The 21,847-nt window shown below is 62.4% G+C and carries 23 protein-coding genes; 11 read left to right on the top strand and 12 right to left on the bottom strand.

Going from position 1 to position 21,847, the window contains the following annotated elements; all coding sequences use genetic code 11:
- Positions 1 to 3: 3 nt before the first annotated feature.
- Genes EOA16_RS19280 through EOA16_RS19265 form a run of 4 tightly spaced genes read right to left on the bottom strand, consistent with a single transcriptional unit; the run spans position 4 to position 3,540 of the window.
- On the bottom strand, positions 4 to 792 hold the full coding sequence (locus EOA16_RS19280; protein ID WP_127259696.1) for an ATP-binding cassette domain-containing protein: 789 nt from the start codon (positions 790 to 792) through the stop codon (positions 4 to 6).
- Between the two features lie 55 nt (positions 793 to 847).
- Positions 848 to 1,291 (bottom strand): hypothetical protein, encoded by a 444-nt coding sequence (locus EOA16_RS19275; RefSeq protein WP_127259695.1) that lies wholly within the window; start codon positions 1,289 to 1,291, stop codon positions 848 to 850.
- Positions 1,292 to 1,318: 27 nt separating this feature from the next.
- Positions 1,319 to 2,290, bottom strand: a complete 972-nt coding sequence (locus tag EOA16_RS19270) for a YVTN family beta-propeller repeat protein (RefSeq protein WP_127259694.1) — start codon at positions 2,288 to 2,290, stop codon at positions 1,319 to 1,321.
- A 20-nt stretch (positions 2,291 to 2,310) separates the two neighbouring features.
- Positions 2,311 to 3,540 carry an ABC transporter substrate-binding protein gene (locus tag EOA16_RS19265; protein ID WP_127259693.1) on the bottom strand — a complete coding sequence of 410 codons (1,230 nt, stop codon included), beginning with the start codon at positions 3,538 to 3,540 and terminating at the stop codon, positions 2,311 to 2,313.
- Positions 3,541 to 3,608: 68 nt separating this feature from the next.
- Here EOA16_RS19265 and EOA16_RS19260 point away from each other — a divergent pair, with 68 nt between their 5' ends.
- The 5 genes from EOA16_RS19260 to EOA16_RS19240 are packed head-to-tail and all read left to right on the top strand — an operon-like array spanning position 3,609 to position 8,157.
- Positions 3,609 to 3,794, top strand: coding sequence for a hypothetical protein (locus EOA16_RS19260; RefSeq protein WP_164754323.1), 186 nt, complete (start codon positions 3,609 to 3,611; stop codon positions 3,792 to 3,794).
- The gene (locus EOA16_RS33240; RefSeq protein ID WP_127259691.1) at positions 3,791 to 5,620 is read left to right on the top strand and encodes a (5-formylfuran-3-yl)methyl phosphate synthase; all 1,830 of its coding nucleotides are present in this window, start codon (positions 3,791 to 3,793) and stop codon (positions 5,618 to 5,620) included. Before EOA16_RS19260 ends, EOA16_RS33240 begins: the two co-directional genes overlap by 4 nt.
- A 3-nt stretch (positions 5,621 to 5,623) precedes the next feature.
- A complete protein-coding gene (locus EOA16_RS19250) occupies positions 5,624 to 6,175 on the top strand; it encodes a flavoprotein (protein ID WP_127259690.1) in 552 nt (183 codons plus the stop codon).
- A complete protein-coding gene (locus EOA16_RS19245; RefSeq protein ID WP_127259689.1) occupies positions 6,168 to 7,562 on the top strand; it encodes a DUF6513 domain-containing protein in 1,395 nt (464 codons plus the stop codon). Before EOA16_RS19250 ends, EOA16_RS19245 begins: the two co-directional genes overlap by 8 nt.
- A 4-nt stretch (positions 7,563 to 7,566) precedes the next feature.
- Positions 7,567 to 8,157, top strand: a complete 591-nt coding sequence (locus EOA16_RS19240; RefSeq protein WP_127259688.1) for a DUF447 domain-containing protein — start codon at positions 7,567 to 7,569, stop codon at positions 8,155 to 8,157.
- Positions 8,158 to 8,202: 45 nt separating this feature from the next.
- Here the strand turns inward: EOA16_RS19240 and EOA16_RS19235 are convergent, their stop codons facing one another.
- Positions 8,203 to 9,240: a hydantoinase/oxoprolinase family protein gene (locus EOA16_RS19235; protein ID WP_127259687.1), complete on the bottom strand. Its 1,038-nt coding sequence runs from the start codon at positions 9,238 to 9,240 to the stop codon at positions 8,203 to 8,205.
- 33 nt (positions 9,241 to 9,273) lie between these two features.
- On the opposite strand from EOA16_RS19235, the gene EOA16_RS19230 reads away from it, so the two are divergent.
- A complete protein-coding gene (locus EOA16_RS19230; RefSeq protein WP_127259686.1) occupies positions 9,274 to 9,984 on the top strand; it encodes a HisA/HisF-related TIM barrel protein in 711 nt (236 codons plus the stop codon).
- Positions 9,985 to 10,121: 137 nt separating this feature from the next.
- Here EOA16_RS19230 and fae read toward each other — a convergent pair whose 3' ends face one another.
- The 7 genes from fae to EOA16_RS19195 all read right to left on the bottom strand — a co-directional run bounded on the left by fae (position 10,122) and on the right by EOA16_RS19195 (position 16,687).
- A complete protein-coding gene (fae, locus tag EOA16_RS19225) occupies positions 10,122 to 10,628 on the bottom strand; it encodes a formaldehyde-activating enzyme (protein WP_013532036.1) in 507 nt (168 codons plus the stop codon).
- Between the two features lie 149 nt (positions 10,629 to 10,777).
- Positions 10,778 to 11,638, bottom strand: coding sequence for a triphosphoribosyl-dephospho-CoA synthase (locus tag EOA16_RS19220; RefSeq protein WP_127259685.1), 861 nt, complete (start codon positions 11,636 to 11,638; stop codon positions 10,778 to 10,780).
- An 11-nt stretch (positions 11,639 to 11,649) separates the two neighbouring features.
- On the bottom strand, positions 11,650 to 12,597 hold the full coding sequence (locus tag EOA16_RS19215; protein ID WP_127259684.1) for a RimK family alpha-L-glutamate ligase: 948 nt from the start codon (positions 12,595 to 12,597) through the stop codon (positions 11,650 to 11,652).
- A gap of 134 nt (positions 12,598 to 12,731) precedes the next feature.
- The gene (mch, locus tag EOA16_RS19210; RefSeq protein ID WP_127259683.1) at positions 12,732 to 13,688 is read right to left on the bottom strand and encodes a methenyltetrahydromethanopterin cyclohydrolase; all 957 of its coding nucleotides are present in this window, start codon (positions 13,686 to 13,688) and stop codon (positions 12,732 to 12,734) included.
- Positions 13,685 to 14,779, bottom strand: a complete 1,095-nt coding sequence (locus EOA16_RS19205; RefSeq protein WP_127259682.1) for an ATP-grasp domain-containing protein — start codon at positions 14,777 to 14,779, stop codon at positions 13,685 to 13,687. Before EOA16_RS19205 ends, mch begins: the two co-directional genes overlap by 4 nt.
- 13 nt (positions 14,780 to 14,792) lie before the next feature.
- A complete protein-coding gene (locus EOA16_RS19200) occupies positions 14,793 to 15,686 on the bottom strand; it encodes an NAD(P)-dependent methylenetetrahydromethanopterin dehydrogenase (RefSeq protein ID WP_127259681.1) in 894 nt (297 codons plus the stop codon).
- A 29-nt stretch (positions 15,687 to 15,715) separates the two neighbouring features.
- Positions 15,716 to 16,687 carry a beta-ribofuranosylaminobenzene 5'-phosphate synthase family protein gene (locus EOA16_RS19195; protein WP_127259680.1) on the bottom strand — a complete coding sequence of 324 codons (972 nt, stop codon included), beginning with the start codon at positions 16,685 to 16,687 and terminating at the stop codon, positions 15,716 to 15,718.
- A gap of 156 nt (positions 16,688 to 16,843) precedes the next feature.
- On the opposite strand from EOA16_RS19195, the gene EOA16_RS19190 reads away from it, so the two are divergent.
- The 5 genes from EOA16_RS19190 to EOA16_RS19170 all read left to right on the top strand — a co-directional run bounded on the left by EOA16_RS19190 (position 16,844) and on the right by EOA16_RS19170 (position 21,751).
- Positions 16,844 to 17,224, top strand: a complete 381-nt coding sequence (locus EOA16_RS19190) for a 4a-hydroxytetrahydrobiopterin dehydratase (protein ID WP_127259679.1) — start codon at positions 16,844 to 16,846, stop codon at positions 17,222 to 17,224.
- A gap of 111 nt (positions 17,225 to 17,335) precedes the next feature.
- A complete protein-coding gene (locus EOA16_RS19185) occupies positions 17,336 to 18,424 on the top strand; it encodes a tungsten formylmethanofuran dehydrogenase (RefSeq protein WP_127259678.1) in 1,089 nt (362 codons plus the stop codon).
- Positions 18,418 to 20,049, top strand: a complete 1,632-nt coding sequence (locus EOA16_RS19180; protein WP_127259677.1) for a formylmethanofuran dehydrogenase subunit A — start codon at positions 18,418 to 18,420, stop codon at positions 20,047 to 20,049. Before EOA16_RS19185 ends, EOA16_RS19180 begins: the two co-directional genes overlap by 7 nt.
- Positions 20,037 to 20,945 carry a formylmethanofuran--tetrahydromethanopterin N-formyltransferase gene (fhcD, locus tag EOA16_RS19175; protein ID WP_127259676.1) on the top strand — a complete coding sequence of 303 codons (909 nt, stop codon included), beginning with the start codon at positions 20,037 to 20,039 and terminating at the stop codon, positions 20,943 to 20,945. Before EOA16_RS19180 ends, fhcD begins: the two co-directional genes overlap by 13 nt.
- A complete protein-coding gene (locus EOA16_RS19170) occupies positions 20,942 to 21,751 on the top strand; it encodes a formylmethanofuran dehydrogenase subunit C (RefSeq protein ID WP_127259675.1) in 810 nt (269 codons plus the stop codon). The genes fhcD and EOA16_RS19170 overlap by 4 nt, the downstream gene beginning before the upstream one ends.
- The last annotated feature ends 96 nt before the right edge of the window (positions 21,752 to 21,847 follow it).

Genomic DNA, 21,847 nt, shown 5'->3' with positions numbered 1-21,847 from the left:
CGCTCATGGTGACGTCTCCGCCATGCCCGCCGCATCGACGCGGCTGAGCTTCGAAAAGGTTTCACGAAGCGAATTTCCGCCGTTCGCACGGATCACATCCGACACCTTGCCGCTCGCGACCAGGTCACCCCGCCGCAGTATGACGACATGGTCGGCATCTTCGACTTCGTCGATCAGATGCGTGGCCCAGAGCACGCCGATGCCCTCTGCCTGGACGAGCTTGCGGATGGTGGCGAGGATGCCCGCGCGCGACTCGATGTCGAGGCCGACGGTCGCCTCGTCAAGCAGGAGCAGGGGAGGTCGGTGAAGCAGCGCCCTGGCGATTTCGATGCGCCGCATCTGACCGCCGGAGAGGCTGCGTGCCTTGTCATGCTGGCGGCCCTGCATGTCGACCGTTTCAAGCAGCGCGGCAATGCGCTGGCGAGCTTCGCGTCCGCCAATGCCATGCAGCGAGGCGTGGTAGGAGAGATTCTGGTAGACGCTGAGGTCGAGGTCGAGCGTGCGTGCCTGGAACACGATGCCGACCCGTCTGAGTGCTTCGCCGGACGCGCGGCGAATGTCATGGCCGAAGATGCGGATCGATCCGTGACGCGTGTCGTAGAGGTGGCTTATCAGTGAGAACAGCGTAGTCTTGCCGGCCCCGTTGAGGCCGAGCAGAACGGTGAAAGTCGCCGGCGCGATCGAGAAGGAGACGTCGTTGAGCGCCCGCTTCTGGCCATAGGAATGGCTGACGGCGCCGACATCGAGCGCCGCCACCTCGTCCCCCGGTCCGCTTGTCCTCATATGCTGCATGCCGGGTCGCTCCTTCGGGACGCGTTGGCTATCTGCGCCCTGATCGCCTTTTGTCTCACTTGATCGTAATCTTGCCCTTCAGTCCCTTGTCGGCGAGGTCGGGAACCGACCAGGTATATTCGCCCGGGCGAACGGTATGGAACTGCACCTGGATCGTTCCCGCGTCGTCGAATTCCAGCCAGGCTGGCCCGCCATCCATATGCACTTCCAAATCGTTGATGACGATCTGGTCCATCCAGACATTGCGGAAGAGGTCGGTCACGAACTTGTATTCGAAACCGCCTTTGGAGGTAATCTTCCAGCGGTAGCCTTGGCCGGCGATCAGCTCGAAGTCCTTCTGATTGACGGCATAGGTGGAATCGGCCGAACCGATAATCAATTCCGGCAGGTTCTTGCTGGCACGCGACGGTTTTGGCGTTGCATCGTCGGCGTTTGCTCCGATCGGAGCAAGGACAAATCCGGCGAGCGCGGCGAAGAAAAACCTGCGGCAAAGTTTCATGTCTTGAGCCTCCCGATCATATGTCTGCTATTTGGGCGAAATGACCACACCCCAGGGCTGCTGGCCCACGGTGAGCGATTGGACCGGGTCGTCGGTGGCCGTGTCGATGAAGGTGATATCGTTGGAATTGCCATTCGTGCTGATCAGCGTTTTCTGGTCGGGCGTGAAGGCCAGATGCCAGACGCGCTGGCCGACAAGGATGTATTTCTCCACCTCGTAGGTGTCGGTATTGATCACCGCGACATGGTTCGCCGGGCCAAGCGCGACATAGGCTTTCTTGCCATCGGCGCTGATGGCGATGCCTACCGGCTGGATGGTTTCGGCCCGCAGTCCCTGAATCGCGAACTGGATCTTCTTCACCACTTCGCGTTTGGCGTTGTCGATGACGCTGACGGTGCCGCCGACCTCGGCGCTGACCCAGACCTGCGAGCCGTCGGGCTTGAATTCGGCGAAGCGCGGGCGCGTGTCGACCAGCACGTTGTCGGTCACCTCATGCGTGCCGGTGTCGATGAAATGCGCCATGCTGGTGGTTTCCGAGGTATTGACCATGGTCTTGCCATCGGGGCTGACACCCATGCCTTCCGGTTCCACGCCGACTGGAATCTCGGCCAGGACCTGCTTGCTTTCGACGTCGATGGCGGTGACGAGATTATCGTCCTCATTGGCGACATAAAGCGTCTTGCCGTCAGGCGAGAGGACGAACAATTCGGGATCGGGACCGGATGGCAGCGTGCCGACGATTTCAAGTGTCGCGGTATCGATGATCTGGACCGTATCGTCATCGCTGGCGCATAGATAGACGAGTTTGCCGTCATGCGAGATGGTGATGCCGCGCGGCCTCTGGCCGACTTCGACGGTCTTCATCACCTGCATCGTCGCCGTGTCGACGACGGTCATCGTGTTGTCCTTCTCGTTGGAAACGTAGGCCGTATAGGCCGATGCCGGGCTGCCTGTCAGGCCGGCCGCGAGAATGGCGAATGCGCAAGCTCGTTTCTGCACGCAAATTCCTCCCGATTGCTCTACTTGAGAGCGCATTTCGTTTCCGGCTGATCGACACCGAGCGTGTCGAGTTCGGAGACCTGGTGAAGATAGCCCTCTTGTGGCGATGTCGAGACGACCGACTTGGTGTCGCCAAGCAAGATCGGCTGGCGAAGCTGGAGGTTCCATTTGCGGAAGGTCAGCTTCTGCCCCTTGAAAGCAGCAACCGAAAAATCGTCCGAGCGTATATAGTCGCCGATCTTTTTCGCATCGTCGCCCTTGGTGCGCGTGGTGGCCTCGCCGACGGCACGCACCGCCGTCCAGGCCGACATGTCCTTGGAGAGCATCCGCCGGCTCGTCGTCTTCAGGAAGCGGCTCTGCATCTGGATGCCGCCCCATTGTTCGCTGGCGGGATGCCACGACGATGCAACCAGACCGGCCGTGCCGGCGACCAGCCGCGGCGTCCAGGTGCGATAGGGCACGTAGGTTCCGAAAACCTCGCTTTCGTCGGCGACAAGCACCACGTCATGCTCCGGCAGGTCTTGCGTAAACACGGAAATCTGCTGCTGTATCTGCGTGGCGCCGGTGTCGGTGCGCCTGGCTGTGCCGGTGTCCTTGAATTCCTTCTCGGCGACGATCTGGCCGCCGAAGCGGGTTGCCGCACGGCGCAACGCATCGGCATAGAGATGATCCTGCTCATGCGATCCATAGAGCAGCACCCAATTCGGCCACTTCTTCACCATGAGATACTGCGCCAGCGCATCGGCCAGCATGCTGCGCGTCGGCGCGATGTGGAAAACGTTGATGCGGCAGTCCTCCTCGCGAAGGCTGTCGTCGGTGGCGCCGACGTTGAAGATCAGCACGCCTTTGTCGCGGGCGATGTCGGCGATCGACAGCAATTGTCTGGCTGAAAGATCGGCGACCACATAGCGGTCGCCCTTGGCGATCAGGTCCTCGAATGCCCGAACCGCGTCGCCTTCGGGTTTGATCTCGGTCACGTCGAGGCTGAATTTCTGGTTGGTGAACTTTCCCGTCGTGTTGTTGTCGCCGATCGCCACCTCGGCGCCGGCGACACCTTCGTCACGTGGCGGCAGGTCGAGCATGGAAAGCGTCAATTGCGGTGCGTAGGCCCGCAAATAGCCTATCTTGATTTCAGTTGTCTCTTTTTCCGGCTTCGCCACCGTTTCCTGGCCTGTCGCGTCGGAAAAGTTGACGGTCAGGGAAAAAAAGCACAAAAAGGCAGCGAGAGTGCCTGGCACCGCGCTCGTCATCGATAGTAATTACCCATTCTTGCGCAAAGGTCCGACGGTTGCCGGCCCCGCGCCAAGTCAAGGTGCCCATGATCAGCTTAGCCGACCCGCAAAATTTATCAAACCCTATCGGGGGACTTTTCGCGCCTGCCGGAACGGTGCGGAAGGTCGCCGGCGTCAATTCGCGTGGCAACACCGACGTGACGTGGCGCAGGGTTATCGACCGCCTCTATAAAAACGTCTTGTCCTCCAAACTGGAGAAACTGTTCAAATGACCAGAATGCTGGCAAGCGTCACCGGCATCGAAGAGGCGGAGATCGCTCTTTCTGGAGGTGTCGATATCGTCGACCTGAAGGACCCGAAGGCGGGAGCCCTGGGCGCGGTGTCCACGGAAACCATGCGCCGAACGATTTCGTTCATCGCTGGTCGGGCTCCGGTCAGCGCGGTCTGCGGCGACCTGCCGATGGAACCTGAAACGATCCGCATCAAGGCCGAAGAGATCGCGGCGACCGGCGTCGATTATGTGAAGATCGGATTTTTTCCTTCGGCAAATATCTCTGCCTGCGCACAGGCGCTCGAACCGCTCGCCGCACGAACGAAGCTGATTGCCGTGCTGTTTGCCGATTTGGCGCCGGACTTCGAGCTTCTGCCGATGTTCGCCAGGCATCGATTCCATGGCGTGATGGTCGATACCGCGCAAAAGGGGAAGGGCCGGCTGCTCGATCATCTGCCGCCGGAGCGCATTCCGGGATTCGTCGATCGAACGAAATCGCTCGGTCTGATGGTCGGCCTGAGTGGATCGCTGGAAGCTCCGGATATTCCGCGTCTCTTGCCTTTCGCTCCCGATTTTCTCGGCTTTCGGGGGGCGCTGTGTGGCCATTCCGGTCGCACCAGTTCGATCAGCGCCGAGGCGGTCTCGCAGATTCGCGAGTTGGTCCCGGCGGAATCCGCGACCGGCGGTCAATCGAGTATCGACTATCGCCTGTTGGCGGCGAGAGGCTATTCGCCGGACACCGATTCGGCACTGGGCACGGACAGGATTTTTGTGCGGGATTTTGTACTGCCGGTTCAGATCGGTGCCTACAGCTTCGAGCATGGCCATACTCAAAAAGTGCGCTTTGATGTGACCGCCGACGTGCTGCAAATCACCGACCATCCCGAGGACATGCGCCATGTGTTGTCCTACGACATCATCATGGACGGCATTCGCACCATCGTCGCGCGGGGCCATATCCAGCTCAGCGAGGCTTTGGCCGAGCAGGTGGCAGCGCACGTCCTGGAGAACCAGCGTGTCGTGCGCGTCACGGTAAGGGTGGAAAAGCTCGAGCTCGGTCCCGGCGGCGTCGGCGTCGAGATCGAACGCAAGCGCCAATCGGCGGGACGCGGCGCGGCCTCCGGCACTGCTGGCCGAAAAGACCGAAGCGTTGTTTTCCGGCCGCGCCAGGAACGCCCCGAAATGCTCCGAAGGGCCATCGTCAAGCTTGGCGGCAGCACGGCCCATGCGGCGGAGATGAAGAGCTGGATCGCAGCGCTGGCGGGTTCCAGGCTGCCGATCGTCATCGTGCCCGGCGGCGGGCTCTTTGCCGATCATGTGCGCGAGACGCAGACCCGCATGGATTTTTCCGACACCGCCGCTCATGCCATGGCGATCCTGGCCATGGAGCAGTTCGGCCATGTCATCCTCGACCGGGACCAAAGGCTGACGCCGGCCCGGTCGCTGGACGAGATCGGGCGAGCGTTGGAGGCGGGGAAGGTTCCGGTGTGGCTGCCGTCGTCACTGGCACTGCCGGCGCTGGATGTTCCGGCCTCGTGGGACATTACCTCCGATTCTCTGGCCGCCTGGCTTGCCGGCAAGCTTGGCGCGAACGCGCTGTTGCTTATCAAGCAGACCGGTGCGTTCTTCGACGGCGATACCGCTGACAGCCTGAGGACCCGAGGCATTGTCGACCCAGGCTTTGCCGCCATGCTGCCCGACGGCGTCGATTTCCATCTCGCCGGTCCGAAGGATGCTGCCGAGGCCGGCGCGATGCTCGCGTTGGGCAAGTTGCCCGGCATCCGGATCGTGGCTTCAACAGGGTCGTCGGCAAAGAAGGCGGGATAGCCGATGGTGAAGCTGCATGTGCCGCGCTGGGCGTGGGTTCTGACGGGTTCCGGGCATTTTTTTACGGAGAGCTTCGCACTTGTTCGCCAACTCGAACATTGCGATGTCTTCGTGTCGAAGGCCGCCAACGAAGTGCTGCGCATGTACAAGCTTAAACTTGATTTCCCGGAGACGACGCGCGTGCTGCACGACAAGACCGCGAGCGCGATCCCGGTCGGCGAATTCTACCACGGTGTCTATCACACGGTCGTGGTGGCGCCGGCCACGTCCAACACGGTCGCCAAATGCGTGCATGGCATTTCCGACACGCTCGCCACCAATGTCTTTGCCCAAGCGGGAAAGTGCCGTGTGCCAGCCATCGTCTTTGCTTGCGACACCGCGCCGGAACTCGAGACCCAGGCACCGCACGGGCTGGTCAAGGTCTATCCGCGCAGGATCGACCTGGAAAATACCAAGCAGTTGAAGAATTTCGAGCGGACCCAGGTGGTCGAGTCGCTCGCTGATCTCGAAGCCTCGCTCGTACGGCGCCAGGCCGAACTCGCAAGCGATGGCTGAGCGGCTGGTTTTTCTTACCGGCCATCTGGCCAAGGCGCGGCTGGAACGGCTGCTGGCCGGGCTGGGCAGAACCGAATTCGCGTGGGAAATCGTCGACGTCGGCGTCAAGGTCGCCGCGCTGATGAGCGAGGACATTGTGAAGCGTCGGCTCACGCTGACAGGAGACGTCGACCGCATCATCCTGCCCGGACGCTATCGGGGAATCATCGAGCACCTGTCGGAGCATTTCGGCGTGCCATTTGTGCGCGGCCCCGACGAGATCGCTGACCTTCCAGCCTTCCTTGGCCGGGCGGGCAAGCCGCCGGATCTGACGCGTCACGATATGCGCATCTTCGCCGAGATCGTCGATGCGCCGATGCTGTCGGTCGAGGCGCTGATGGCGAGGGCCTCGATGTTGGCTGCGGCCGGCGCCGATGTCATCGATCTGGGCTGCCTGCCGGAGACGCCGTTTCCGTTGCTGGCGGAGGCTGTGCGGGCGCTCAAGGCACGGGGATTTATGGTCAGCGTCGATTCGGCGAGCGTGGACGAACTGGCGATCGGGGCGCGCGCCGGCGCGGACTATCTTCTCAGCCTCGATGAGAACACGCTCCCGTTGATCTTCGATCACAGGGCTACGGCGGTGTTGATACCGTCCACGCCTGGCGATCTGGATTCGCTCGGCCGGGCCATCGAAGCCGCGCAAAAGGCCGGTGTCGACTTCATTGCCGATCCCGTGCTCGACCCGATCCATTTCGGCTTCGCCGTTTCACTCGGGCGCTTCATCGAGGCACGGCGCCGCTGGCCGGACGTCGAATTGCTGATGGGCACCGGCAATCTCACCGAATTGACCGACGCGGACAGTTCCGGCGTGACCGCCGTTTTAACGGGACTCTGCTCGGAACTCCGGATCCGAAACGTGCTGGCGGTGCATGTCAGCCCACACACGGTGCGGACGATCGAGGAGCACGATATCGCCCGCCGCGTCATGTTGGCTGCTTGCACGGACGGCGCGTTGCCGCGCGGCTATCACCCAGGGCTGTTGCAGATCCACGATCGCAAGCCCTTCACAGCCTCCACCGACGATATCGAGGCATTGGCGGCCCAGGTGCGCGACGCCAACTTCCGGATCGCGGTAGCGGAGGACGGCATCCATGTTTTCAATAGCAAAGGGCATGCGGTTGCCACGGATACGTTCGAACTTTTTGCCGGGCTGGATGTCAACGCCGATGGTGCACATGCTTTTTACCTCGGCGCGGAACTGATGAAAGCGGAGATCGCGTGGCGCCTCGGCAAGCGTTATGTGCAGGACGAGCCGCTCGCATGGGGCGTTGCCGCGCCGGCTCCCGAAACCGACCGTACCCGTCTTGCCGAGCCGGGCCAGACGCTCCGCGCGAGGAAAGAGCGCTAGGATCATGCCCTACATTCGCGAATCGATCATCACGACGGTCAACAAGGCAGGCAACGTCCACATCGCGCCGATCGGCATCATTGCCGAGAATGACGGTTGGGTGATCGCGCCTTTCCGGCCGTCGGTCACGCTCGACAATCTTGCCGAAGTGCCGTTCGCCATCGCCAATTATACCGACGATGTGCGTGTCTTTGCCGGCTGCCTGACAGGCCGCAAGCATTGGCCAACCGTTCCGGTTGACGGGTTTCCGGTGCCGAGGCTCGAGTCGGCGCTGGCGTATTCGGGCCTCGAAGTCCAAGCGGTCGATGACAATGGCGTGCGTCCTCGCTATTTCTGCCGCGTGGTGCGGGAGGAAGCGCTTGCGCCGTTCACCGGCCTCAACCGAGCCAAGGCGGCGGTGCTTGAGCTGGCCATTCTGGTCAGCCGGCTCGGCATGCTGCCGCGCGACAAGATCGAGGCGGAAATCGCCTACCTTTCGATCGCCATCGAAAAGACAGCAGGCGACGGTGAAAAGGAAGCCTGGGGCTGGCTGATGCAGCGTGTCAGCGATCACTTGACCGCCAAAGGTTCCGGTAGCGAGGACGCGCGAGCATAGGCGCGAGCGCCGCAACCTACTTACGAAGGATATCCAGCCAACTGCTTACGAAGGATATCCAGCCAAAAGTGCCACCGCGGACGCGGGTGCCGCGCTGCTCGCTTGTCTGCGAACGGTGTCATCGGCGGGGATGATGTCGGCGAAATCGACGTAACTGCGTTCCATGCGTTCGGCCAGTCGCCTGATCTGCCAGCGGCCGATTCCGGCGCCGACGATCGGGACATCCCGAGGCAGGGTTCCGGCAACCAGCGCCGCTGCATCGTGCACTTTGCGCAGTTGCTGCTCGCTGAACCAGCGCGCGACTTCACCCCATTCCGGCGGGGTCAGGTCAGTGGCGTCGCGCCCGACCATGCGCGCCAGCCGCGCGATCGAGCCGTCCACGGTCTTTTCCTTGCCGTCGGCGGGAGGGTGCCTGTCGTCCTCCTCGTCGAGCACGCCCAGGATGCGGTGAGCGTCGGCGATCGAGGCGAAATACTCGTTCATCAGCGGCGTTAGCCTGCCATGGACGGGAGCCGACGAGGCTACGCCGAACAGGAATGTCCTAGTAAAGCCGGTATAGACCAATTCGCCGGTTAGAAGCCGTCCGGCATCGGTGTAGCCGTCATTGGCCACGGCGCCGTTCTTGATGGCGATAATATCCGTGGTGGTGGAGCCCATGTCGACGAACAGGGCATCGCCGGCGAGTTTTGCCACCAACAAGGCTGTCGCGTGCCAATTGGCGGAAGCCACATCGGCGGCTAGCTGCGCTGCCCGCTCGACCCCGACGAAGCCGGATGGTCCAGCATAGACCAGCTTTTTGTCTGTGGGGAAATGGGTGGAAATCTGACCCAGCAGAGCCGCTACGCCGACATCGCGGGACGGAAAGATGTCCGACAGTTCGCCTGTCATGGTGAATGCGTTGAGATCCGCACCCGCGTAGATCGGAGCCGTTTCGTCGAGGGCTGAAGCCAGCTTGTGCAGCCCTTGCCACAGCGGCGTTGCGATCGTTACCGCCTCGACGATGCGACCGTCTTGTGCGCGGGTCACCTTCAGATGCGCGCCGCCAATGTCGAAACCGGCAATGATGCCCTTTCTTTTTTCCACGCTTCAAGCTTTCATGACGGAGGCAATTGGTCGGTGAGTAAAGCGTTGCGTATCATTCCGGTTCTCGACCTGAAAGATGGCGTGGTGGTTCGCGCCCAGCAGGGAAAACGCGATCGCTACAGGCCGATCGTTACGCCGCTCAGCCGAAGCCCTGATGTCGTCGCGGTCGCTGAAGGACTGCGTGGGCTTTATCCTTTTTCGACCTTCTACATCGCAGATCTGGACGCTATCGAAGGCGGTGCGCCAAACAGCGACGCACTCGCCCGGCTGAGGACGATGGCGGAGCCGCCGGAACTTTGGGTCGATGCCGGCGTGGCCGACGAAAAGACACTTTTGGCGGCGCTTGCCGAACGCTCGCTGTCTCCTGTTCTGGGCTCTGAATCGCAGCAGGACGACATGTTGCTGCGGCGTTTTCGCGATCATCCCGATCTCATCCTGTCGCTTGATTTCGTCGGCGATAGTTTTTGCGGACCGCGTTCTCTTCTCGATGAGCCCGAGCTTTGGCCGCAAAAGGTGATTGTCATGACGCTGGCCAAGGTCGGTGCGGCCGCCGGTCCCGACTTCGGGCGGTTGCAGGAGGTCAAGGCCAAGGCCGGAAATCGCGCCGTCATCGCGGCCGGCGGCGTCCGCGATGAGAACGATATCAGGGCCTTGTCCGCAATGGGCGTCGCCGCGGCGCTGGTCGCAACCTCATTGCACAACGCTACGCTCACGCCCGGCCGCCTCGCGTCACTCGGCGCCTGATCATCGTTGCTCGTCAACTCCCGAAGGGCGTGCGCCCTTCGGGAGTTGACGTTTCAAAAGCCCAGAACTTTTTTCAGCCGACGCAACAGACCATCCGTCTCAGAAGAGGGTTTTTCCTGTGCGGGGCTGTCTCTTGTCTAGGCTGCGAACGGATGCTTGACCTTGTCGCGCTGGGCCGTGGCTTCGGCGGCGGTCGGGGTTCCTGCCACGGCGCGCTGGATAGCTTCCTTTGTCGCCTCGTAATTGTATTTCTGGATCTTGGCGTCGTCCGCCGCGTCCCAATGGATGAATACCCCGACGCAGATGAACACGTCGTCTGCTTCGTTGGCCGGAATGGTCCCGTCCGCAACGCTGTCCTGCACGGCCTTTGCCACGGCGTGCTGCGCCGGACCGAACATCTGGACCGCCTGTTTGGCGCCCTTGATCGTGACCTTGTTGAACATCACGGTGTTGGGTTTGCATTGAAGATTGGGCGCGATCACCGCCAAAAGCGAAGTAAAGCCGTCCTTGTTGTTGGTAAGCGCGTTGCAAAATGCCGTTTCGACCGCGCTCCCCCGCGGGCCGATGAGCAGGTCGACATGCGCGACCTCGTTGCCGTCTCCCACCAGCGATTCACCGACCATAACCTTTGAGATTTTTGCCATGCCAATTTCCTCCAAGACACAATTATGATGTCCACGGACGCTGCAACCGAGCAGGCGCTCGATGGACAGCTATCCTTGTTGGCAGCGTCCGGATTTGCCCGGACCGGTTGGCTAGATAGCCGCGGAAGCACAGCTTCCGCTTTTGGAAGTCAAGCACCAACGCCGCGATTATGCAAGGTGAGGGCGAGGGTGTGGACTAAAAGAGTAGCCACGGTGAGGTCGGCCGAGGTGCCGGGGTTGATGTTGTCGGCCTTCAGCCGGCGGTCGAACTCCATGAGCAGACGAATGCGCGACGGTTCGTCGCCCTCGGCATGGAGCGCAGCCTGAACGGCAACGGCTTCCTGCCGCGCCTGATTTGCGACGTCAACGCCGTGCTTGCGCATCACATGGCTGTCGGGGAAGCCGGAGAGAAACGCCATGTATACGAATACCGTCGGCCACATGCCGGTTTCTCCATGTGCCAACGCTCCATCCAGCGCCGCGAGCCCGACCCCGAACACGTCGCCGAAACAGCTGCCGTACTGGCGGGCGATCATGTCGCGGTCAGCGGCCTCTCGCATCGCGTCCAGCAAATGAACCTTCGGCTCCTGCCGCACGTCGTTGGCGGCTTCTCCGAGGCCGCCTGGCGCGGCTGTGACGATCGCCTCGAATACCGCCTTGGTATCTTGCGCATTCAAGGCCCGAAGCAGCGAATCGAGATTGTCTCGCAGTCTGTCACCGCCCATTTCGGCGGCGCATATCAGAGGCCCTGTGAGGAGGATGATTCCGAGATTGGTATTGGTTGCGACCGCCAGTCGCGTCGCGCGCACCGCCTCCAGCATGCGCTGTCCGACCGGCAGACGAGGATCGGTCAGCGGCCCGGAGGAAACCTCCGCACTTGTCATGAACTGGGCGGCGGACATGCCGTGTCCGTCGGCGAACAGATGGACGTTGCCCGGTTTTAGGGCTTCGATCTCCATCCTGCAGGCGTCCTTATAGCTGGCCCGGAGGCATTCACGCGAAACCGCCATCCTACCGGCCCTCACGAATTCGCAGGCGCGGCAAAACGGTAGGGCCGCGGCGCGGCGGCCGCTTCGGCGCGGTCGGCCAGGAGTTTCAGCAAGGCATCGGCGATTGCCTCGGCGATGTTCACGGTGACAACCGATTGCAATCCCGACCAGGCGGGCATGCTGTTCACTTCGAGTATGAACAGATTGCCGTCGTCAGCCCGCACGATGTCCACGCCGGCAAAATCCGCGCCAACCGCGGCTGACGCGGCGACGGCCAGCGACGCCAGTTCCGCCTTGCCATGTTCGGAAACCTGTTCAGGCACGCCACCCCGGTTGACGTTCGTGATCCAGTCGTCACTGATGCGGCTCATCATCGCCACGGTCTCGCCGGCGCAGACAAAGACGCGGAAATCCCGGAAAGGCGGACCGGCACGCGACACATATTGCTGGAGGTAGTAGACGCTGTTCACCTCTTCTGCGGGCGGCAGGTCCGAGAGCGTGCGGATCAGCTTTATCCCGCGGCCTTGCGCCCCGAACAATGGTTTCAGCACCAGCGGTCCCCGCGTAAGCTCTTGCGCCGCGATCTCCTCGGCGACGGCAAGTCCTTCTACGGCAAAGGTGCGTGGCGTAGGCAGGCCGGCATTTTTCAAGAGGAATGTCGTCATCGACTTGTCGACGCATCGCTCGATCGCCTGCGCGGAATTCCACACAGGAACCGACAGTCTGCTTAACGCGTGCAGCACGCCGAGGCGCCGGGTAATCGCTTCGAACGATCCGGCGGCAATCGAACGGACGAGCACGGCGTCGGGCAGCGTGCCGCCGAAGCCGGGGATCGAAAGTCCGCTCGGGCTGCCGGTGTCGAATGCGATGGCCGCCAGCGGCACGGCTGTAACGGCGGCGCCCCGCCGACCAAGCCCTGCCGCGAGGCCGTTGGAGCCGGTGTCCACTTTGTCGCTGACGACCAGGATGCGAGGGATCATGTGGCCTCTCGGGTACGGGAATGTCGGCGTCGCGAGCGATTCCACCCCGTCACCGCCGAGTCCGCTGCGGGGCTGCACGAAATGCGGTCGTCGGGCAGGCGAATGACAGACGAATCTCTTTGCACCGTCATGCTCTAGCCGAGACTTCGTTCGAGCATCTTCAGATCACGCCGACCGGCGCGAAACGTATCGCCGGTTTCGATCGCTGTCACGATCACTTCGGCCGGGCTGAACAGCAGCGGGTCGATGGCATAGAAATCGCCCTTGAACCGCGTGAAGATCTCGGCGAAGGGTTGGCCGTAGTCCCGTGAGGCGCTGCTGGGAAGTTTTTCCGCAAGTTTGCCAGCCTCTTTCGCGGATCCTTTCACGAAGAGCTGGACGCTGCCGCCATAGATGATGGCATCGTTGGTTCGGCCCATCGCGGTTAGGAAATCCGGATGGGGGGCGGGGATCGGCGCCGTTCCGATGCCGTCGACAACGTTCTCCAGCGGGAATTTGAGATCGTTGATCTTGTGCAGGGCAACCTCGAGCGCGCGCGCAACGATCTGCACGCCGCCGGCAAGGCTTTGTGTCGGCGCATAGAGAAAGGTGAGCTTTTCCGTCGCCAGTCCGGTTGCCTTGGCCACTTTCTCAACGATCGCGCGGGGAGGCGGTTCGGCCGTCTCCAGGATAAGTACCGCGGACGATGCGATGTCGCGATAGGAAAGTGTTTCGAACAGCGGTTCGACCCGGGCGAGTGCCCGCGCCGGCCCAGATCCCATGGCGAAATAGTCCTGGCCAGACAGGTTCCAGCCCGCATACTGGCTGCCCAGGCAGGCTAGCACCGGCTGCGAAGATCGCGCTTCGACGGTGAACGGCCATTGCTGGGACGCGCGATCCATGAAAACCGAAACGCTGCCGAGACCGCCCATCGCAGCCTCAGCCATGCGCATCCCGGCCTCGACGCTGCCGACGGTCTTGGCGCCGGCATCGATCAGGCGCTCGCCCAATGGTCCCCTGGAAACGACGATACGCAGGCGTTCGGCGTCGCCAATCATGCCGTCAACGATGCGCTGTGCATTGTCGTTCAGGAATGCCGAACCGTCTTTCATGTCCGGTCTCCTTCCCATTGGAGTTGCAATTGATTGGCTTGTCCCTTGATAAGCCGCTTGGTCGATTGGGCGCTCGGGCCGCGCGCGAAGACCGTGCAGACAGGGTCGCCGGCAATCAGACGGGTGCCGGCCGACTGTTGGTCCGCTGTCCATTCAGGCCAGGCAACCGACGGAAAGTGAGTGATTGGCGTCGCGGCGTAGGTCACCATCGACGCCATCGAATCGACGAAGCGCGGCAAGCGGAAGACCTGGCCCGTCGCGGCGCGCAAATGCGCTTCGATCAATGGCGCGTCGACATCGTCGAAAATGTCGAGGGTGGCGCCCGGCCGCGGATTGATCTCGATGAACTTGTAGCCATCCGGCCCGCGGATGAGATCGGCGCTGCACAATCCAACCAGGCCGGCGCGCCGCGTCAGACTTGAGAGCCAACCGCCGATGACCGCCGCCTGTCTGCGATCGAAGCGTCTCAACCGCACGGCGCCGCCGTACCGATAGGGCGCTTTCGGGGAGGGGGACGTCCATTGTTGGCTGAAGCCCACGACGTGCGCGGTTTGGCCATTGCCGACGAACAGGGCCGAGACGCTGCGTCCGGCGACGAAGCGCTGGAAATAGCGGCCGGCGGTCGGGCTTTCTCCGGCTGCTCGTCTGACGTGCCCGCCGCCGGCGCCGCCCGCTGTCTTTACCACCCAGTTCTCGGGATCAGGCGGCTGGTCCCATCGCAGTTGCGGATGCGGGATGCCGAGTTCGGCGCAATCATCGGCCAGCAACTGCGGATCCTTGATTCTGCGGATCGCGCCGCCGCCATTGCCTGCGAGCGGAAAGCGTCGCGCGATCTTGTCCACGGTCTCAGGCATCCGCTCAAACCCTGAGCCCAGGATAATGGCGACCGGCAGGTCGTCGCCAGCCAATCGCCGAAGCGCGTCGATGATGCGCTCGCCGTCGATGCCCCCTTGCAGGTCGCCTGGCAATATCGTCGCGCGTTCTGCGAGCGCGACGGTGTCCGTATCGCAAAAGAAATCGGCGACCAGCGGACGATAGCCGGCGCGACGCGCGGCGGCGGCCAGCGCCCGGCCTGAAATTGCCGCGATCAAAAGAGATCCGGCGTTACTTGGCAATCTCGCGTGCAAGGGAAAACGCTTCCTGAAAATCGAGCGTGATCGTCTTTTCGGATTCGATCATTCTTTTGAAGAGACCGAATTCTACCTTATATTTGACATTGCCGATGGCAAGCGGACCAATGCCGACAGCTTTTGCCGCTTCGAGTGGATCGCCATTGGCATTGACGGCCAATCCTTCGATACCGGCCGGGGGAACGGCATTGACGTCGGCCGCAATAAGCAGGCCATTGCCTTTCAATTGGGCTTTGGAGACCACCTGGACGCCAGCTTTGGCGCAAGCCAGGATAATTTCGTTCGCCTCGACCAGCTTTGTCTTGCGGGCGTCGCTCGATCCGTCAGCGGCATCGACGATGATGTTGAACCTGCTTTCGATCTCGGCCGCGATCTGCTTGACCCTTTCGATGCCGTCATGGCCGACAAGTGTGACCCGGGCGCCTTCCCCTGCCGCGATGACGGCGGTGCAGAAGCCGACGACGCCGGTGGCGCCGAAAACAGCCACCCTCGTATCCCTGAGCGCACGCTGGAATTTCTTCTCCAGCGCCTTTTCGACCTTGGCCACCATCGCCGCGGCCGTGGTGAACGAGCCGGCCGGATCGGCAAATACCGAAACCTGGAAAGGCGGCACCATCGCCTTCTTCGCGGCGTCGAACATGTCGAGCGCCAACGAGGCATCCTTCCCGGCGATGAAGATGCCGGTGTCGACACCCGCATCCGGCGGGCGCGAAAAGATCGCGTCCTGGACCAGTCCTGTCACTTCGGCGAGGCCTACATCGACATAGGGAACGACGGCGTCGAAACCTGCGTCGAGCGCCATGTTCACGTCGAAGGGGCTCATCTGCTTCAACGGTGTCAGCATATGCAGGATGTGTTTGCGGGCCATTTCTTGCCTTTCTGCCTGAAACTGAAGCGTCAGCTGCCGACGAGATTCAGCCTGGTTGAGCTGATCTTCGCGCCGGAGTTCCTGCCCTTGACGATCTTGATCTCAAGGCCGTCTTCAACTGTCGTCTTCCGAACCGCGTCGACGAACTTGAGTGCGGCGTCCTGCGATGGCGCGAACGCAAAACCTGTCGGCCCCCAGGAACTCTGGCCGATGCCGACGGCGCCTGCTTCATTGAGACAGTGGGCCGCCATCTCGACCCGCTTCGAGGTGAACACGCCGCCCTGCGCCGGGGCGAAATGGCTGCCGATCAGCATCTGTATCGCGGTGACGGCGGCGCCGAATGCCGGAAGGTCCCGCTCGACCAAAGCCGGCATAATGCCCATCAGCACCCTCCGGCAGATCTCCCCACTGCCTGCCGTTGGGAATGGCGGCAGCGAACGAAACGCCGCGACCTCGGCAGCGCCATGCAGTCCATGCCCGGAATGGTCGAGGATGAGGATGACGCGCCACTCTTCCGGAAACGGCAGCCGCGCGACGACCGGAGGCGTTCCGCCGCGGTCGTTCTTGCCGGCGTCGACTATGACGCCGCCATCTTCGAAACTTGCGATGCCGATGCCGGATCGGCCGCCCCGCTCGAGCAGGCTCGCGTCGCCGACGATATCCAGAGGCAAATTATGGAGAGTGCGCAATGCCGAGGCGACGGCAAGGGCGATCTGCGTCCCGGACCCCAGACCCGCATGACTGGGGATCGATTGCTCGACCACCAGATGGTGCTGGCCGCGAATGCCGAGATGCCCGCAGAGCGTCGACAGATGCTCGCTGGCGCGGGCGCTCTCGGAGCCTTCGACGATGGTCTCGCCGGACCGCGACAGGGTGACGACGGTTTCGGGTTCGCTCAATGGAAGCCCGACGCTGCCGAACCGCCGTCCGGCATCGCCATTAAGATCAAGGAAGCCAAGGTGCAGGCGAGCGGGCACTCGTATGGTAACAGAATTCGACATCTGCCCCCCGATGGGTGCATCATGGATGCATCATGGAAGTTTAGGTGCCCGGTACCATGATAACTGTTTTCGTCGATGGGGCAAGCCAAAGAGAATGCATCCACGTGTTTGCCGGCTCCGGCGCGTAGACAGACCGAGCAATTCGCGGAGGTCGAGATGAACGAGACAGTCAAGGAAAAGGTCTATTCGGAAGCCGAGATCGCCGACCGGCTTGAGAAGGAGCTGCCGAAATGGCGTTATGAAAACGGCTGGATCCGGCGCAAATACAAGACCCATAGCTGGAAATCGACGCTCATGGTCATCAACACTGTTGGCCATCTCGCCGAGGCGGCGTGGCACCATCCCGATATCACCGCCTCCTATGCCTGGGTCGAGGTGCGCCTGATGAACCACGCGGCGAAAGGCATTACCGACAAGGATTTCGAGTTGGCGAAAAAGATCGAGGATGTTGTCCAGTGGCAGCCGTCCAAGGAAGGCGGGGCGCTGGAAGGCACTCCGCTGACCGACCAACGCTTCGCTTACGTCAAATATGACTAGGGTCGCAATTTGTTGACCGTATGAAAACATTCGCTGTCCGCTGCAAGGTGGGGTTCACGGCCAATCCAGTTTCGTCTAGGATCGGGCTGGCACCAGAAAGTAGTCTAGCGAATGGCGGTTGCTTGGATCGGCAACCGGGAAGTGCTGATTGAGCACGCGGCTGCGCATGCCGCGTCGCTATTGTCGTCAAGTCGGTGCCCGGTTCTCAGCTTTGATACGGATATAGACGGCACGAGGGCGGCGATCGCGCTGGCTGAGCGGGCTGGCGCGGCATACGACCATGCCGATGGCGCGGCACTTGCCCGAGAGACCGCGCTTTTTACGGACAAGGGGGCAATGACCGTCGCCCCCGGTGAGACGCGCCGGCGTGCCGATGTCGTGGTGATCGTGGGCGAGCTCCCGCGGATCCAGCATGGTCTTGTTGGCGAACTCGCTGGGACGGTTCCCGACCTCTCGACCGGGAACCAGCGCGCGTTCTTCGTGGTAGGCCCAGACGGGATGTCTGTGCCGCCGCTGAACGACGGGCGCAAGGCAACGCGACTTTCCTGTGGCCAAGCTAGCCTCGCCGCCACGCTGGCGGCACTGAGGGCACAGTACAAAGGGCAGCGTACATCGCAACCGGTGTCGAATTTCAATGATTTCGCCAAAGCTCTGGCGGCCGCGCATTTTCCCGTGTTCCTGTTTTCAGGCCACGCCGCCGAAGGCCTGGCATTGGAGATGCTGCAAGGACTGATCGCCGATCTCAATCGCAAATCGCGCGCATCCGGCCTCCATCTGCCGGCGAACGAAAACGGGTGGGGAAGCACGCTCGCCTCGGCCTGGATGACAGGTTTTCCGCTGCGCACCGGCTTTGCGCGCGGCTTCCCGGAATTCGATCCCTGGCGCTGCGATGTGGCGCGCATGATCGCTGCCGGCGAAGCCGACCTACACCTGCGGATCTCCGCCGCAACGGCCCAACCGCAGAAAAAAAGGGCACGCATGGCGCTGATTGTGCTGACGAAAACGGAAAAGCCGGTTGCCGGCGCCGCAGTCACCATCGCCATCGGCGAAGCTGGGCTCGATCACGATGCGGTTGTCTACTCCAGCCGCACGGGCTCGCTCAGGTCGATCGATGCGCAAGCGGCCTCGCAATTGCCCTCCGCCGCGACGATCATCCGCCTGATCGCTACCCACGCTTTCGCCGAGGCACTGCCATGCTGACGAAAATCGCCGGCGGCGACATCATCGACCCCGTCAACGGCCGTCTCGGCAAAGGCGACCTCTGGATCAAGGACGACAAGATCGTTCCGGCGCCGGCGGGAGGGGCGGCCGACCGGACCATCGAAGCCAGCGGCTGCATCGTGATGGCTGGCGCCATCGACATCCACTCCCACATCGGTGGCGGCAATGTGAACACCGCGCGGCTGCTCTTGCCCGAACAGCATGCCGCCCATCAGGTGAGGCCAGCAACGACGCCGCTCTCCAATGCCGGCTGGTCGACGTTCCAGACCGGCTGCCTCTACGCAAAGATGGGCTTTACGACGGTCGTCGAGCCGGCGATGTCGCCGGGAGCGGCGCTTCACACGCATCTCGAACTGGCTGACATCCCGATCATCGACAAAGCGACCCTCGCCATTCTCGGCAATGACGATTTCCTGTTGTCGATGATCCGCGACGACGCCCCCCGGACGATGATCGAGGACTATGTCGCCTGGACGGTGGCTTCGACGCGGGCGCTTGGGGTCAAGGTGATCAACGCCGGTGCGGCGGCCGCCTTCAAGGAGAACGTCCGCACCTTCTCGCTGGACGATGTCGTGCCTTCCTATGGCGTCAGTTCGCGCAAGATCGTCAAGACGCTGCAGGCCGCCGTCGACAGTCTTGGCCTGCCGCATCCTTTGCACGTCCATTGCAACAATCTGGGCAGCCCCGGATCGGCGGATACGGCGGCTGCGACGATTGCAGCGGCGGATGGGCTGCCGCTGCACCTGGCCCACCTCCAGTTCTATGGCTATGGCACCGAGGGAAAACGCGGGTTTTCTTCCGCCGCCGCACGGCTTGCCGAACTGGTCAACGCGACACCGGAAGTCACCATCGATATCGGCCAGGTAATGTTCGGCCAGACGGTCACGGTCTCCTCCGACGTCATGCGGCAGTTTTCGGCGCGTGGCAGCGCGCACCCGAAAAAGACCGTCATTCATGATGGTGACGGCAATGGCGGCGGCATTGTGCCCTACAGCTATGGCAAGGACTTCTACGGCACGATGCAGTGGGCGATCGGGCTCGAGCTTTTTCTCCTGATCGACGATCCCTGGCGTGTATTCTTCACCACCGATCATCCCAACGGTGCACCTTTTACCGCTTATCCGGCGCTGTTCGAACTGCTGATGAGCCGGGAAGCGCGCACCGAAATGACCGCCGGACTTTCACGATCCGCCCTGGCGCTCTCTACCCTGGCCGCAATTGACCGCGAATACACGTTCGAGGAAATCGCCATCATGACGCGCGCGGCGCCAGCCAAGCTGCTCGGCTTGACGGATCGAGGCCATCTCGGCGCCGGCGCAACAGCAGACATCGCTATCTACCGCAGGGACCGCAGTATCGCGAAAATGCTCGGACGGGCGGCGTATGTTTTCAAGGATGGCGATCTCGTCGTGCAAGACGGGGAAATCGTCCATTACCGCTGGGGCAAGGCATTGAGGCTCAAGCCACCTGTCGACAAGGCAATGGTGCGACGGCTCGAGGAGTATCACCAGCAGCGCTACGGCCTGTCGCTGGACTGGTTCAATTTTCCGGATTCCGCGATTGCGCGCGAACAGCCATTCGGCGAGGTGCCATGCCGAACATGAGCGTCAATGGGGTAACGATCGACGATACCTTCGCCGAAGCCTTCGGCATGCGCGCAACCGCCATCGTCATCACCGCTCCGAGCCGGAAATGGGCTCGCCAGGCGGCGGTCACGATGACCGGCTTCGCCACCTCGGTGATCGGTTGCGGCTGCGAAGCGGCAATCGATCTCGACCTGCCGCCATCGGCCACACCGGATGGCCGGCCCGGCTGCCGCGTCATGATTTTCGCGATGGGAACCGACGAATTGCAGAAACAACTGCTCAATCGTGTCGGCCAATGCGTTTTGACCTCGCCGGGTTCCGCCTGCTTTGCCGGGCTGCAGGGCAGCGCCGAGCTCAAGTTGGGTTCGGCGCTGCGTTATTTTGGCGACGGCTGGCAAATCTCCAAGAAGATCGGCGACAGGCATTTCTGGCGTATTCCCGTCATGGATGGCGAGTTCCTGTGCGAAGCAACGACCGGACTGACGAAGGAAGCTGTCGGTGGCGGCAATTTCTTTGTCATGGCGCAAAGCAGCGCCAACGCTTTGGCCGCTGCCGAGGCCGCGGTCGGTGCGATCGGCATGGTGCCTGGCGCCATCGTGCCGTTTCCGGGCGGCATTGCCCGTTCGGGTTCCAAGATAGGTGGCAAATACAAAGGGATGATCGCCTCGGCCAACGAAGCCTACGCGCCGACGCTGCGCGGCGTCGTCGCGAGTGAGCTCGGTCCCGACATCAACGCCGTCCTGGAAATCGTCATCGATGGTGAGACCAATGAGGCCGTTGCCGCCGCGATGAAGGCGGGCATCAAGGCTGTGATAGAGCTCGGACCGAAAAGAGGCGCGGTGCGGATCAGCGCCGGCAATTACGGCGGCAAGCTCGGAAAATTCATCTACTCGCTGAAGGATATGCTGCCATGAAGGCGCTGACCTTCACCCTGGTTGCCGAGCCGCCGGAGCGCCTCGACCTGTCGCCGCTGACGCCGGAGCGGCTGGCCGGGATCGAAAGGCGCGATGTCGAAAGAATCCAGATCGGCATGTCGAAGCACGGATCGAAGGTGGGCGATATTTTTCGCGTCGCCGGCAGCGATCCGACAAGCATCGTGTTCGAAGGTGGAAGCGCGCGCCTTGACCTTGTGGCGCAAGGCATGCGGGCGGGGTCGGTTCGCCTCGTTGGCAATGCCGGCGCCCAGGCCGGGCGCGCCATGCGCGGTGGCAAGCTGACGATCGAAGGCAATGCGGGTCCATATGCCGGCTCCGGCATGCGCGGCGGCAGGCTTGAGATAACGGGCAATGCCGGCGACCACCTCGGTGCGCCGCTCGTCGGGGAACTGGCCGGCATGAACGGCGGTGTGTTGATCGTCAGGGGCAAGGCGGGCGCCTTCGCCGCGGACCGCATGCGGCGCGGCCTGGTTGCGGTGCTGAAAGGCTCCGGCGACCATGCCGGCAGCCGCATGATCGCCGGCACCCTGGTGGTGGCCGGTGGCACCGGTGAGATGCCCGGTTACTTGATGCGTCGCGGTTCGATCCTTCTCGATCGCACGCCGGCACGCATGTCGCCGAGCTTCGTCGAATGTGGCGCACCCGAGAGCGTTTTCGCCGCCATCATCGATCGTCATCTGATCGCCGAGGGCATTTTGAAACGGCCGCTTCTGGGGAGCGCACCGCACAAATATGGCGGGGACAATGCAGTGCTCGGAATGGGCGAGGTTCTTTTTCCGCGCTGAGATCCGTCGACACAAGAACCATACGATGGCAGGACGCAAGTGCTTGCCGCTGGATGGCAGTGGTGGGGCCGACCGTCATCCGACCCGCAACGTGGA

This window comes from Mesorhizobium sp. M7A.F.Ca.US.008.03.1.1 (genome assembly GCF_003997495.1).
GTDB lineage: Bacteria > Pseudomonadota > Alphaproteobacteria > Rhizobiales > Rhizobiaceae > Mesorhizobium.
Note: the sequence above shows the minus strand (reverse complement) of the source record. Positions and strands in the feature narration are given on the sequence as shown.